The sequence below is a fragment of the Acidocella aluminiidurans genome (assembly GCF_055383125.1).
Genome location: NZ_AP031589.1, coordinates 317,433 through 330,389, shown reverse-complemented (window position 1 = coordinate 330,389; position 12,957 = coordinate 317,433). Strand labels below are relative to the sequence as shown.

At 64.2% G+C, this 12,957-nt stretch carries 15 protein-coding genes; 10 read left to right on the top strand and 5 right to left on the bottom strand.

The genetic code is table 11. The annotated features are described in order from the left end of the window. Positions 1–153 precede the first annotated feature (153 nt). A complete protein-coding gene (locus tag ACZ46S_RS01785) occupies positions 154–1,002 on the top strand; it encodes a DUF4167 domain-containing protein (RefSeq protein ID WP_464063130.1) in 849 nt (282 codons plus the stop codon). A 177-nt stretch (positions 1,003–1,179) separates the two neighbouring features. Here ACZ46S_RS01785 and infC read toward each other — a convergent pair whose 3' ends face one another. Together infC and ACZ46S_RS01775 are read right to left on the bottom strand one after the other, a co-directional pair. Continuing rightward, a complete protein-coding gene (gene infC / locus ACZ46S_RS01780) occupies positions 1,180–1,755 on the bottom strand; it encodes a translation initiation factor IF-3 (protein WP_295746353.1) in 576 nt (191 codons plus the stop codon). Between the two features lie 98 nt (positions 1,756–1,853). Then, positions 1,854–2,810, bottom strand: a complete 957-nt coding sequence (locus ACZ46S_RS01775; protein ID WP_464063129.1) for a glycosyltransferase family 2 protein — start codon at positions 2,808–2,810, stop codon at positions 1,854–1,856. A 103-nt stretch (positions 2,811–2,913) separates the two neighbouring features. Between ACZ46S_RS01775 and ACZ46S_RS01770 the strand changes: the two genes are divergently transcribed. Next, positions 2,914–3,426: an N-acetyltransferase family protein gene (locus tag ACZ46S_RS01770; protein ID WP_464063128.1), complete on the top strand. Its 513-nt coding sequence runs from the start codon at positions 2,914–2,916 to the stop codon at positions 3,424–3,426. Positions 3,427–3,543: 117 nt separating this feature from the next. Continuing rightward, positions 3,544–4,824: a carbohydrate porin gene (locus ACZ46S_RS01765; protein ID WP_464063127.1), complete on the top strand. Its 1,281-nt coding sequence runs from the start codon at positions 3,544–3,546 to the stop codon at positions 4,822–4,824. 44 nt (positions 4,825–4,868) lie between these two features. On the opposite strand, the gene ACZ46S_RS01760 is transcribed toward ACZ46S_RS01765, so the two are convergent. After that, positions 4,869–5,249, bottom strand: coding sequence for a YybH family protein (locus ACZ46S_RS01760; protein ID WP_295742055.1), 381 nt, complete (start codon positions 5,247–5,249; stop codon positions 4,869–4,871). A 62-nt stretch (positions 5,250–5,311) separates the two neighbouring features. Here ACZ46S_RS01760 and ppk2 point away from each other — a divergent pair, with 62 nt between their 5' ends. Further along, the gene (gene ppk2, locus ACZ46S_RS01755) at positions 5,312–6,067 is read left to right on the top strand and encodes a polyphosphate kinase 2 (protein WP_295742052.1); all 756 of its coding nucleotides are present in this window, start codon (positions 5,312–5,314) and stop codon (positions 6,065–6,067) included. 4 nt (positions 6,068–6,071) lie between these two features. Here ppk2 and ACZ46S_RS01750 read toward each other — a convergent pair whose 3' ends face one another. Next, positions 6,072–7,127, bottom strand: a complete 1,056-nt coding sequence (locus ACZ46S_RS01750; protein WP_464063126.1) for an SDR family oxidoreductase — start codon at positions 7,125–7,127, stop codon at positions 6,072–6,074. A gap of 99 nt (positions 7,128–7,226) precedes the next feature. Between ACZ46S_RS01750 and hisI the strand changes: the two genes are divergently transcribed. The 6 genes from hisI (at position 7,227) to ACZ46S_RS01720 (ending at position 12,553) form a co-directional block, all read left to right on the top strand. Beyond that, a complete protein-coding gene (gene hisI / locus ACZ46S_RS01745; protein WP_464063125.1) occupies positions 7,227–7,622 on the top strand; it encodes a phosphoribosyl-AMP cyclohydrolase in 396 nt (131 codons plus the stop codon). Positions 7,623–7,723: 101 nt separating this feature from the next. Further along, on the top strand, positions 7,724–9,355 hold the full coding sequence (locus ACZ46S_RS01740) for a c-type cytochrome (protein WP_464063124.1): 1,632 nt from the start codon (positions 7,724–7,726) through the stop codon (positions 9,353–9,355). Between the two features lie 214 nt (positions 9,356–9,569). Next, positions 9,570–10,184: a GNAT family N-acetyltransferase gene (locus ACZ46S_RS01735; RefSeq protein WP_464063123.1), complete on the top strand. Its 615-nt coding sequence runs from the start codon at positions 9,570–9,572 to the stop codon at positions 10,182–10,184. Next, positions 10,181–11,047 carry a carbon-nitrogen hydrolase family protein gene (locus tag ACZ46S_RS01730; protein WP_464063122.1) on the top strand — a complete coding sequence of 289 codons (867 nt, stop codon included), beginning with the start codon at positions 10,181–10,183 and terminating at the stop codon, positions 11,045–11,047. The genes ACZ46S_RS01735 and ACZ46S_RS01730 overlap by 4 nt, the downstream gene beginning before the upstream one ends. Further along, positions 11,044–12,198 (top strand): lipid-A-disaccharide synthase, encoded by a 1,155-nt coding sequence (gene lpxB / locus ACZ46S_RS01725; protein WP_464063121.1) that lies wholly within the window; start codon positions 11,044–11,046, stop codon positions 12,196–12,198. The genes ACZ46S_RS01730 and lpxB overlap by 4 nt, the downstream gene beginning before the upstream one ends. A 100-nt stretch (positions 12,199–12,298) precedes the next feature. Then, the gene (locus tag ACZ46S_RS01720) at positions 12,299–12,553 is read left to right on the top strand and encodes a hypothetical protein (RefSeq protein ID WP_464063120.1); all 255 of its coding nucleotides are present in this window, start codon (positions 12,299–12,301) and stop codon (positions 12,551–12,553) included. A gap of 9 nt (positions 12,554–12,562) precedes the next feature. On the opposite strand, the gene ACZ46S_RS01715 is transcribed toward ACZ46S_RS01720, so the two are convergent. Next, on the bottom strand, positions 12,563–12,850 hold the full coding sequence (locus ACZ46S_RS01715; protein ID WP_464063119.1) for a hypothetical protein: 288 nt from the start codon (positions 12,848–12,850) through the stop codon (positions 12,563–12,565). Positions 12,851–12,957: the final 107 nt, after the last annotated feature.

Sequence of the window (12,957 nt, the reverse complement as noted above, 5' to 3'; positions counted from 1 at the left end):
AATGAATTTTTACCGCTAAGCACGGGCGGCGCGGGCTGTTTTGTCCACGAGTCGCCGGGCATGAAACCGGCGCCAAAAAGGGCGTTGCATGTATATGCCGCACCGCGCAAGCCAGCAGACGAGGATAGACACGAGCCGATGAATATGAAGCGCATGCGTGGACGCAACCACCGTTCCGGTGGCGGCGGCGGCGGCGGGTTTCGCAACCAGCAGAATGGTATTCCGCTCAACCGTAATCATGTGTTCGACAGCTCCGGCCCGGAAATGCGGGTGCGCGGCACCGCTCAGCAGCTCTACGATAAATATACGCAGCTGGCGCGCGACGCGGCCTCCTCGGCCGACCGGGTGCTGAGCGAAGCCTATTACCAGCACGCCGAGCATTATTTCCGCATCGTCAGCGCCATCAACGCCGCCCAGGGCCTGCCGCCCCCGGGCCAGAGCGGGCAGCAGAATAATGGCGAACCGCGCTATCAGAACGGCAATCAAGGCGAGTATCAGGGCGAGGGCGAAGGCCAGGCGCCGCGTGAATACCGCAATGAGCCGCGTGAAAACCGCGACAACCGCGAGCCCCGCGAGTTCCGGGATAATCGCGAAAACCGTGATAACCGGGACAACCGTGATAACCGTCAGGAGCGCCGCTTCGAGCCGCGCAACCGTCCGGATTTCCAGCCCCGCGACAACCGCCAGGATAATCGCCACGAAAACCGCCAGGACCGTCAGGATCGCCCCTACCGCCCGGCCGCGCCGATCGCCGATACGCCGATCGATATCAGCTCCGCCCTGGAAGCCGAGCTGCGTGCCGCCCAGCAGGAGCCAGCCGGCACCGGCGCGCAGCCCGAGGTGAGGCAGGAGCAGCCGGAGCCGCGCGCGATCCCCATCGTCGCCGACGCCCCGCCCGCCAACGCCCCGGAACTCACCTTAACCGAGCCCGAGGCCAAACCGGCGCCGAAGCGCCGCGGCCGCCCGCCGCGCGCCAAAACCACCGAACCGGCGGCGGAATAGAGCAATATGTGTTTAGGTTGACGCGCCAGCGTCAAAATAAACACATGAAATTGCTCGCTAAAACAAAGTTTAGAGCATCAAGCTAAAAGCTTGATGCTCTAATCTCCGCCGGGTCAGGTCCCAAATAAAAAGCCCGGCGCAAGCCGGGCTTTTTTCATGCCGTGAAGGCGAGCACCTTTATTTCGGCGCCAGCACCATCACCATCTGGCGCATTTCCAGCTTCGGCATCTGCTCGACCTTGGTTTCCACCTCCATGTCGCCACGGATGCGCTCCAGCACTTTCACGCCCAGCTCCTGGTGCGCCATCTCGCGGCCACGGAAGCGCAGAGTGACCTTCACCTTGTCGCCTTCGCCGATGAAACGCTTCATCGCGTTCAGCTTCACCATATAGTCATTATCGTCGATATTGGGGCGAACCTTCACCTCCTTGATCTCGACGACCTTCTGCTTCTTGCGCGCCTCGTTACGCTTTTTCTGCTGTTCATATTTGAACTTGCCGTAATCGAGGATCTTGGCGACGGGCGGCTCCGCGTTCGGGCTGATCTCGACCAGGTCGAGGCCCACGGCGTAAGCGCGCGCAATGGCGTCACGGGTGCTGAGCACGCCGATCATTTCACCATCCTGGTCGATCAGACGAACCTGCGGGATTCTGATTTCTTCGTTAACCCGGGGGCCCTCGCGTGAGGGAGGGGCGGGCGGCGCTGGCGGTCTGGCTATAGGAAAGTCTCCTGTTTCGATTGCTGGAACCGGCATAAGCGCAATTTGTGACGAAAAGCAATGCGCCATTGCTCATGGCCGGGCCTAGTCTGCTTGAGATAACGCGAACCGGGCGGATTTCAACGGTTTTCGGTTCAGAACAGAAACTCGCGCCGCGCATTCCAGCGCTCCACCAGGGTCCGGGCCTCGCGCGACTCATCCAGCAATTTTCCATGCTGGCGGGCCAGCTGCTCGGTCATGTGCAGGAAGGAGGAAAGCGCCTTCAGGCCGGGATCGCTCGGAATCGTGTAGGAAAGCGGGCCGCCGAGATAGGCCAAGGGCGCCTCGACCGCCCGGGATCTGTCGAATTCCTGCGCGAAAAAGCCGGGATTATGCAGCAGCTCGCCGGGCTTGTCGCGCAGCGTCTCATAGGGGGAGATATAATGCTGGGAGAAATAATCATCCTGGCCACCGGCCGCCAGCGCCTTCATCCGCCCGGCCGCCCATTTCTGCATCGCCTGCCAGGCGGAGCGGCGCGGATAATGCGCCAGCCAGCACCCGGGCAACGGCACCGGCGCCACCTCCTGGCCTTGCAGGAACACGCCATGATTGCCCGCCCCCGCCACCAAGCCGGGAATTTTCGCCCGGGCGATGACCTTGATGACATGGCTGGGGGCCGCCATGCGCCAGCGCAGCCGCCAGGGCACCACCAGCTCCGCCGCATCCTCACCGCCGACCTGGCCGTAATTCACCAGCTCCAGGCTCAGCACGGGCGCGTCCGCCGGCAGCAGCGTCATCAGCGGCGCGCTGGAGGGCGTGGCCACGAACTCATCCGCATCCAGAAACAGCACCCAATCCGCGCCCAGCACCTGCGAGGCCGCCTGATAGCCCCAGCTATTCACCGCGATTTCATCGAAACTCACCGCATGATTGCGAAAGACCCGCAGCGGGAAGCCTTCCTTCAGCAGTTCCTGCAAGATCTCCAGCGTGCGATCCGTGCTGCCATTATCCAGAAACAGCATCTCATCCACATGCGCGGCATGGTGGCGCACGAACGCCTCGACGATATCGTCCTCGTTCAATATCCGCGTGAAGGACACGATCCTGGTCACTTTGGCGCTCCGTCTGCGCCGGGATTTATGCGCAAGCCCCGTGCCGGCGTCCAGCCGCCTGCCTCATCTTGGCACGCTGCTGATTTCAGCCGAAGAGAATCCCATGAGCCCCGCCATCCGCCCCGCCACGCCAGAGGATGCCCTCGCCATCTGGGAGATCCTGGCCCCCATGCTCGCCGCCGGCGAGACCTACGCCCTGCCGCGCGACTGGTCGCGCGAGCAGGCCCTGGCCTATTGGCTGGCGCCGCAGAAACGCTGCTTCGTCGCCCTAGATGAAGGCCGGATCGCCGGCACCTATTATCTGAAGGCCAATCAGGCCGGCGGCGGCGCGCATGTCGCCAATTGCGGCTATGTCAGCGCGGGCTGGGCCGGTGGGCGCGGCATCGCCCGGGCCATGTGCGTGCATTCGCTGGAACAGGCCCGCGCCGCTGGATTTCGCGCCATGCAGTTCAATCTCGTGGTCAGCACCAATCACCGCGCGGTGCGGCTTTGGGAGCAGATGGGCTTTGCCACCATCGGCCGGCTGCCCGGCGCCTTTCACCATCCCAGCGCAGGCGATGTCGACGCTTTGGTGATGTTCCAGCGCCTCGCCCCTCTTGCCCCGGCGCACAAATAAAATGATATAGTATATCATCGCAAAAATCCGACACTTGATAATGATTATCATTTACATTTAAATGATCGTCATCGAGGACGATGCGGCCTTCCGGCCGGACAACAAAGAGGGGTCATTATGGACGTTTTCACTTCATGGCGCGGCGCCAGCCTGGGCGCGCTGCTCACCGCGCTGGCCGGGCCGGCACTGGCGCAGCAGGCGGACAGCACTGGGCTGCTCGGCAATTGGGGCGGGCTGAAGCCGGCCCTCGCCGCGCATGGCGTCAGCGTCAACATCACCGATTCGGAAAATCTGCTCGGCAACACCACCGGCGGGCTGAAAACCGGCGCCACCATGCAGGGCGTGACCACCATGACCCTGGATGTGGACACCGCCAAGGCCTTCGGCCTGGCCGGCGGCAGCTTCCATGTCTCCGCCCTGCAGCTGCATGGCCGCCCCCTCACCCAGTATTATCTGGGCGACATCCAGGCCGCCAACGGCAACGAGGGCGACAACGCCTCCCGCCTCTGGGAGCTTTGGTACGATCAGCAGATCGGCCCGAAATTCGACGTGAAAATCGGCCAGCAAAGCATCGACAATGAATTCATCGGCAGCACCTATACGGCGCTGTTCGTCAACACCATGGCCGGCTGGCCGGTGGTCCCCTCCGCCGATCTCTATGGCGGCGGCCCGGCCTACCCGCTCTCCTCGCTGGGGGTGCGCGGCCAGTTCAAGCCCAACGACAACGTCGCCATCCTGGCCGGCGTCTATGACGACGATCCCGGTGCAGGCGCCTTCGACGACAACCAGCAGGCGCTGGACCCGCGCGGTGGCCGCTTCTCGCTGAAGAACGGCGCGCTCTGGATCGCCGAGCTGCAATACAGCACCAAGCTGCTCGGCCTGCCCGGCACCTACAAGCTCGGCGGCTGGTACGATTCCGCCAGCTTCCCCGACCAGCTCTACGGCTATAACCATCGCGGCAATTACAGCCTCTATGGCGTGGTCGATCAGACCCTCTGGCAGTCGCCCAAGCGCAGCGCGCAAACGCTGAACGTCTTCGGCCGCATCATGGGCGCGCCGGATGACCGCAATCTGGTCGATTTCGGCTTCAATGGCGGCTTCACCCTCACCGCCCCGCTGCCCGGCCGCGATAATGACCAGGCCGGCATCGATTTCGGCCTGGCCCATGTCTCCTCGCGCGCCGCCGACGCGGTGATCGCCGCCGGCGCCAGCCGCCGCCCGGGTACCGAGACGCTGATCGAAGCCACCTATCAGGCCCAGGCCACCCCCTGGCTCGTGCTGCAGCCAGACATCCAGTACGTGATCAACCCGTCCGGCGGCATCGATGATCCGAACAATCCCGCCAAGAAGCTCGGCAATGAGCTGGTGGTGGGGCTGCGCGGCATCGTCACCTTCTGAATGCGTCTGCGTCCCGGCATGGGTCTCCATGCCGGGGCTTCGCCTCACACCAGCGGCGACAAATGCTCATGCACCGCTTTCCATGCGCCCTCCTGGCGGATGAAAATAATGGTCTCGCGCTCCGTAATCGCGCTCTCCCCCGCATGGGTCCGCACCCTGGTGAAGGTTTCATGGGTGAAAACCGCGCTGTCCCCATAAATCTGCGCATGCTGCTCGCGGCTGGTGCATTCCAGCACGTGAAACCCGTCCTCGCGCACCCAGCGATCATACGCGGCCTCGTAGGCGGCCCGGCTTTCCATCACCAACGGCACATGCTGGAAAATAAACCGCGCTTCGGGCGTGAAAAAGCTGAAATACCCGTCCCGGTCATTCGCCGCGAACGCCGCAATCAACGCGCTTGCCACCTTGCACACCTCGTCACGCATGCCTTGCCTCCTGCTTGCTCCCGGGGTTTTGCACGTTCCTGTGCCCGCGCCTATGCTCGGTTATGGCCAAGACACAAAGCTATGAAAAAACCCTCCGCCATCTGCAGATCGAGCTGGTGAAGCTGCAACGCCACGTCATCGAACGCGGCCAGAAATTGCTGATCATCCTGGAAGGGCGCGACACCGCCGGCAAGGATGGCACCATCAAGCGCATCACCGAACATCTCTCCCCGCGCGACATCCGCATCGTCGCCTTGCCCAAACCCTCCGACACCGAAACCACGCAATGGTATTTCCAGCGCTATGTCGCGCATCTCCCCGCCGCCGGGGAGATCGTGCTGTTCAACCGCTCCTGGTATAACCGCGCCGGGGTGGAGCGGGTGATGGGGTTCTGCACCGAGCATGAATATCATGAATTCATGCGCACTGTGCCGGTGTTCGAAGCCATGCTGGCGGAAGCCGGCGTCACCATCGTCAAATATTATCTCGATATCGACGCCAAGGAGCAGAAGGCCCGCATCGAGGCCCGCCGCGACGATCCGCTGAAGCAATGGAAAATCAGCCCGATCGACGAAAAGGCGCTGGCGCATTTCGACGATTACACCAAGGCCCGCGACGCCATGCTGCTGGCCACAGACAGCGCCGCCGCCCCCTGGATCGTGGTCCGCGCCGACGACAAGAAGGCGGCGCGCCTGGCCATCATCGCGGATCTGATCACCCGCATCGATTACAAGAACGCCAAATCCCACGCCATCGACGGCCAGATCCTCTGCCGCTTCGACGAAACCTGCCTCAACAACGGCATGCTGGCACGTTGAGCCGTCAGGGAATCAGCCGGTCCGCCTGCAAGCGTGTGAACAGCTCGAAAAACGCCTCATCCGTCGGCTGATACAGCGAAAACCCCAGCCGACGGCTCTTCGACATATCCGTCACCACCTCGATCGGCCGGCCCAGATCGGCATCGGTATGCCAAGGCGAGGCGAGACGGCTCAGCTTTGGCTCCACCAGCCTGGCCCGCGCGGCGATATCGGCCCAGCTGCCTTCGTCCTGCGCCATCTGCGCCTCGAGCGGGCGATGCTCGCCGGTAAAGGGGGCCGCCTGCAGCCCGAACCAGTCCGCAATCCGCCCCCACATCCAGGACCAGCGGAACACGTCGCCATTCACCACGTTGAAGGCCTGGTTGGCGGCCTCCGGCGTCTGCGCCGCCCAGAGCAGGTGCGCGGCGAGCAGCCTGGCATCGGTCATATCCGTCAGCCCGTTCCACTGCATGGCGGAGCCGGGGAAGTAGAACGGCCGCTCCAGCGCCCGGCAGAGCGAGGCATAGACCGCCAGCGTGGTGCCCATATTCATCGCATTGCCCACCGCCTTGCCAATGATCGTGTGCGGGCGGTGCACGCTCCAGCTGAAGCCATCCCGCGCCGCGGCGGCAAACAGCTCATCCTCCTGGGCGTAATAGAAATTCTCCACATCCAGCCGGGCTTGGTCCTCGCGGAAGGGCGTCTGCGGCAGGCTGCCTTTGCCATAGGCCTCGAAGGGGCCAAGATAATGCTTCAAGCCGGTCACCAGCGCCACATGCCGCGTCGCCCCGCCCAGCGCGTTCAGCAGATTGCGCACCATCGCCGCATTCACCCGGATATTCTCCGCCTCGCTGTCCTGGCGCAGCCAGGTGCAGATGAAGACGATCTCCGGCGCCATTCCGGCCAGAGCCGCCTTCGTGGCCTGCGCATCCAGCAGGTCGGCCGCAACCGGCACCACGCCCGGCTGGTGCTGCGGGCGGCGCGCCAGCCCCAGCACCTCCCAGCCCTGGGCGGATAGATGCGAACAGGCCGCACTGCCGACAATCCCACTCGCGCCCACCACCAAAGCCGTCTTCGTCATCAAGCCTCTCCTTCAAGCTCCCCGCCACATGGGCAGCCAGGCGCCCCGTGCCAACCCGGACGCGTTGACTTTGCAGCGTCTTTGCACCTTCTCTGGGGCATGAACGCACCAACGGACCTGCTCGCCGCCCTCTCCTTCGATGCCAACGGGCTCGTCGCCGCCATCGCCCAGCAGCACGATACCGGCGAGATCCTGATGATGGCCTGGATGAACCGCGAGGCGGTGGAAGAAACGCTGCGCACCGGCCAGGTCTGCTACTACTCGCGCTCGCGCGCCAAACTCTGGCGCAAGGGCGAAAGCTCCGGCCAGACCCAGAAACTGATCGAGCTGCGGATCGATTGCGATGGCGATGCGCTGTTGCTGCTGGTCGACCAGACCGGTGTTGCCTGCCACACCGGCCGGCGCAGCTGCTTCTACCGGGCGGTGCGGGAGGACGCGCTGGTAGAAAATGCTGCACCGCACATCCATCCTGACACACTTTACGGCAAGGCTTGATTTGGGGCCGTTAAATCGGCGAAATGGTCCCTAGAACCATCAAACAGGGAGCGTCACGCCGAAAGCGCGAGGCTCCGGAAGAAAAACGAGGGAACTGATCAATGTCTGCGCAAACGCCTCGGGCCAATTTCGTGCGCCCCCTCCTCGCCGCCGCCGCCCTTGCCCTCATCATCGGCGGCCTCGCCGTCAGCCGGGTGGCCACCGCCGCAGACACCAAGGATTACCCCTCCTCCTCCCTCTCCGCCCCCACGGACCACGCGGCCTTGCTGGCGCGCGGCAAATATCTGGTCGATGCGGCGGATTGCATGCCCTGCCATACCGGCCCCGGCCAGGCGCCGTTCTCCGGCGGGCTGATCATGCACACGCCGTTCGGCGGCCTCTCCACCCCGAACATCACCCCGGACAAAGAGACGGGCATCGGCAACTGGACCGACGCGCAATTCTACGCCGCCCTGCATGACGGTGTCTCGCCCGGCCACAGCTACGGGATTTTCCCGAAATTCCTGTATCCGGCGATGCCTTATACCTCCTACACCAAGCTTTCCTATCCGGATGTGATGGCGATCAAGGCCTATCTGATGAGCCTGCCGCCGGTGGATGCGCCGCGCGCCCCCAGCACCATGCGCTTTCCCTTCAACCAGCGCCCGGTGCTGCTGGGCTGGCGGCTGCTCTTCTTCAAGACCGGCCCGATGAAGATGGACCCGTCCTGGGACGAGCATATGAAGAACGGCGCCTATCTCACCATCGCGCTGGGCCATTGCCAGGAATGCCATACGCCGCGCAACCTGTTGCAGGCGACGATGGACGACAAGCAGTTCGCCGGGGCGAAGATCGACAATCTCTATGCCCCCAACATCTCCTCCGACAAAACCTACGGCGTCGGCGGCTGGGCGAAGGATGATCTGATCGCCTATCTGCATGATGACGGCAATCTGGTGAAAGGCTCGCCCTACGGGCCGATGGGCGACATGACCGACCATTCCACCAGCCTGCTGCCGGTCTCGGACATCGCGGACATCGCGGATTTCCTGCAAACCGCCACCAAGCCGCAGAACACCCCGCCCACCCCCGCCATTGCCGATGCCAATGCCTCCATCGCCCGCGGCCAGGCGCTCTATAAAATGAGCTGCGCCGGCTGCCATGGCCAGACCGGGGGCGGTCTGCCGCCGAAACTCGTCCCCAACCTCGCCGGCAATGACAGCGTCACCGCCGAACTGCCGGACAACGCCATCGGCGCCATGCTGGGCGGGCTGGGCAGCTGGGGCGCGCCGGCGATGAAGATGCCGGTGTTCGGGGCGAGGCTGAGCGATCAGCAGATCGCCGACATCACCAACTATATCCGCACCGCCTGGGGCAATAAGGGCACCGCCAATGCCACGCCGGAGGATGTGAAGGCGCTGCGGGCGAAAACCCATCTGCAAGGTGCTGGCAGCCTGCAGGCCGATAATCTCGGCTGCCCGGTGATCACCCCAACCTCGGTCACCGATCCCGGCAATGGCTGGCTGAACATCTATCAGGGCGTCACGCCGGCCACCTTGTCCAACCGCACCAATGCCCTCATCGGCGCGGTGCGCGGCGCCAATAGCAGCATCAGCCCGGCCGACCTCACCAACACGCTGGTCGCCGCCTATTGCCCGGCGCTGGCGCAGGAGCACGGGCTGAGCCTGGCGCAGAAACAGGCGGCGCTGAAGGATTTCATCGCCAGCGTGCAGCCGCTGGTTGCCGCGCATTAGAGCAATATGTGTTTAGGTTGACGCGCCAGCGTCAAAATAAACACATGAAATTGCTCGCTAAAACAAAATCTAGAGCATCAAGCTAAAAGCTTGATGCTCTAAGGGAATGCCGTGGGGACTTTTTGAAAAAAGTTCCCACCCCCCCAAAAACTTTTAATAGTTTCAGGGCGGGGCGCTTGGCAGGCCTGCCTGCTGCGGACATTCTGCGCCGCGTATGACCCTGCCGCCCCCCACCCCACGCGCCAAGCTTGAACTGGAGACCGTCACCGGCGAGGACGCGCAGGCGGCACTGCCCGACCTCGCCCGGCTGCGCATCGAGGTTTTCCGCGAATTTCCCTATCTCTATGACGGCGACGAGGCGCATGAGCGGGACTATCTGCAAACCTATGTGCGGGTGAATGGCGCCGCCATCGTGCTGGCCCGAATCGGTGAGCGAATCGTCGGCGCCGCCACCTGCCTGCCGCTCTCCGCCGAGACCGAGGCGGTGAAAACCCCATTTCTGGAAGCCGGCATCGATATTTCCGACATCTTTTATTTCGGCGAGAGTGTGCTGGAGAAAGCCTATCGCGGCCGCGGGCTGGGGGTTGGGTTTTTCGTCGCGCGCGAGCGCCAGGCCCGCGCCTATGGCGCCTCACTGGCGGCGTTCTGCGCCGTGCAGCGCCCCGCCAGCCATTGGCTGCGCCCGGATGGCTACCAGCCGCTGGATGGGTTCTGGACCAAACGCGGCTTCACCAGGCGCGAGGATCTGGTCTGCCAGATGAGCTGGCGGGATGTGGACGAAGCCAGCGCCACCACCAAAAACCTAACCTTCTGGACCAAGCGCCTATGAAGCTCGCCCTCGCCCCGTTCGGGGTTTCCGCCCCCGCCAGCTTCAAGGCCTTCCTGCTGCGGCTGGAGCGCCTCGCCGCCGAAGCCGCCCTGGCCGGGGCGGATATGCTGGTGCTGCCGGAATATGCCGCCATGGTCTGCGCCGGCGCGGAGATCAAAAGCCCGGACATCGAAGCCGAGCTGCATTACGCAGAGGGTAAGTCAGCGGATATTCTGGAAGCGCTGCTGGATATGTCGTTGCGCCATAAGCTGCACATCCTCGGCGGCTCCCTGCCGATGCGCGATGCGGATGGCAAAATCCGCAACCGCGCCCCTTTCATCGCCCCCAGCGGCGCCATGGGCTTCCAGGACAAGCAGGCGATGACCCGCTTTGAGGATGAGGAATGGGGCGTGGCCGGTGGCGCGGCGCCTGTGGTGTTCGATACGCAATTCGGGCTGATCGGCGTGTCGATCTGCTATGACAGCGAATTTCCCCTGCATGTGCGCGCCCAGGTGGCGGCGGGGGCGAAGCTCATCCTGATCCCTTGCTGCACCGCCTCCCCCGCCGGCTTCAACCGGGTGCGCCTTTCCGCCCGGGCGCGGGCGGTAGAAAATCAATGCTATACCGCCGTGGTGCCGTTGATCGGCACCGCCGCCTGGTCCGGCTCCATCGATGTGAATATCGGCCATGCCGCCCTCTTCACCCCTTGCGATATTGGCTTTCCGGATGACGGCGTCGCCGCCGCCGGGGCGCTGAACGAGCCGGCCTTGGTCTTCGCCAGCGTCGATTTCGCCGCCATCGACGAGGTCCGCGGGCAAGGCGCGGTGCTCAATCACCGCGACTGGGCGCCGGTCGCCCCGGCCAAAATCGTAGCGCTGCGATGACCCGTATCTTCATCATCGCCGGCGAAGCCAGCGGCGACGTGCTCGGCATGCGTCTGATGCTAGCGCTACGAAAACTGGACCCGGAGATCCAGTTCACCGGCATTGGCGGGGCGCGCATGGCGGAAGCCGGGCTCGCCTCGCTGTTTCCGATGCAGGAGCTGGCGCTGATGGGGCTGGCGGAGATTTTGCCGAAACTGCTGCATCTGAAACAGCGCCTGAAACAGACCATCGAGGCCATCCGCGCTCAGCAGCCCGATATTTTGCTGACCATCGACAGCCCCGGCTTCTGCTTGCGGGTGCTGAAAGCCATCGGCCCCGGCGGGCCGAAGCGGGTGCATTATGTCGCGCCGCAGGTCTGGGCCTGGCGGCAGGAGCGGGTGAAGCATTTCCCTGGGCTTTGGGATGAGCTGCTCTGCCTGCTGCCCTTCGAGCCGGACTTCTTCGCCCCGCACGGGCTGCATCCGGTTTTCACCGGCCATCCGGTGCTGGAATCCGGCGCCGATGCCGGCGACGCGGCCCGCTTCCGCGCCACCCATAAGCTGGCACCGGACGCAAAGCCGCTGGTGCTGATGCCGGGCTCGCGCGTCACCGAGACCAAGCGGCTGCTGCCGGTGTTCCGGGACACGCTGGCGCTGTTGCAGCCGGACGTGCCGGGGCTGGTGCCGGTGGTCGCGGCGGCCTCGGGCATCGCCGAGGCGGTGGCGGCGCATATGGCGGACTGGCCGGTGCGGCCGATCATCGTGCGCGACGTATCGGAGCGCTACGATGCCTTCGCCGCCGCCCGCGCCGCGCTGACCAAATCCGGCACCTCGACGCTTGAACTGGCAATGGCGGGGGTGCCGATGGCGGTGACCTACCGGGTCAATCCGCTCTCGGCGATGATGGCGCGCCGGCTGATCAAGGTGCCGCATGTGGCGATGATCAATCTGCTGGCCAAGCGCGCCCTGGTGCCGGAATTGCTGCAGGAGGACTGCGCGCCGGCGCAGCTGGCGCAGACCGTGCGCGGCCTGCTGACCGATGAGGCCGAAGCTGCGGCTCAGCGTGCCGGCTTCACCGCCGCCCTGGCCAGCCTGCGCGCCCCGGGCGGCACGCCATCCTTGGCGGCGGCACGGGCGATTCTCGGCATGGTTGCGGCCTCGCCTGACCCGTAAATCAGTTATTAACTTTTTCCTGCTTCACTGCGCCCATGATGAGACTCTGAACCTCCACCCCCCTGCCAAAACAGGCGGCCAACACGACCAGGAGAGCAGCATGAGTGCCAGCATGAGTATCGGCAGCGTCGGGCTGGGCAGCGCCAGCACCTCGCTGGCCAGCGCCTTCAATTCCAGCACTTCAGGCGACACCACAAACGTCACCACCCTGCCGGACGGCTCCACCGTTACCACCGTGCGCGACAAGAAGGGCGACATCGTCTCCATCGCCACCACCCCGCGCACCCGCCCGCCGGAACCCGGCAGCGCCAGCGCGAGCCCCAGCGCCAGTGGCGGGATCAATCTGCTGGCCTGAACCGGCCCTTCAGCCTTGCCGCGTGCGGACCTTGCCGAAATGCGTGGCCAGATAGAGACCGCAAAGCAGGAAGCCGACGCCGAAACACCAGAACAGGCTGTTATGCAAAGGCGGCAGCGCGCCCAGAAACAGCGCACGCGGCGGCAGCAGAACCAGCCCCAGAAACAGATTGAACCAGCCCCAGAGGTGATTGACCACGGGTGGGGACAGCCCCACGCCGCGCGGCGTGGCGAAAGGGGTGGGGAACGGCTCGCCGCGCAGCCCAGCCGCCAGATGCGGAATCGCGTTGCAGATCAACAGCCCGGCTAGAGCAATATGTGTTTAGGTTGACGCGCCAGCGTCAAAATAATCACAAGACATTGCTCGCTAAAAAAAATTTAGAGCATCAAGCTAAAAGCTTGATG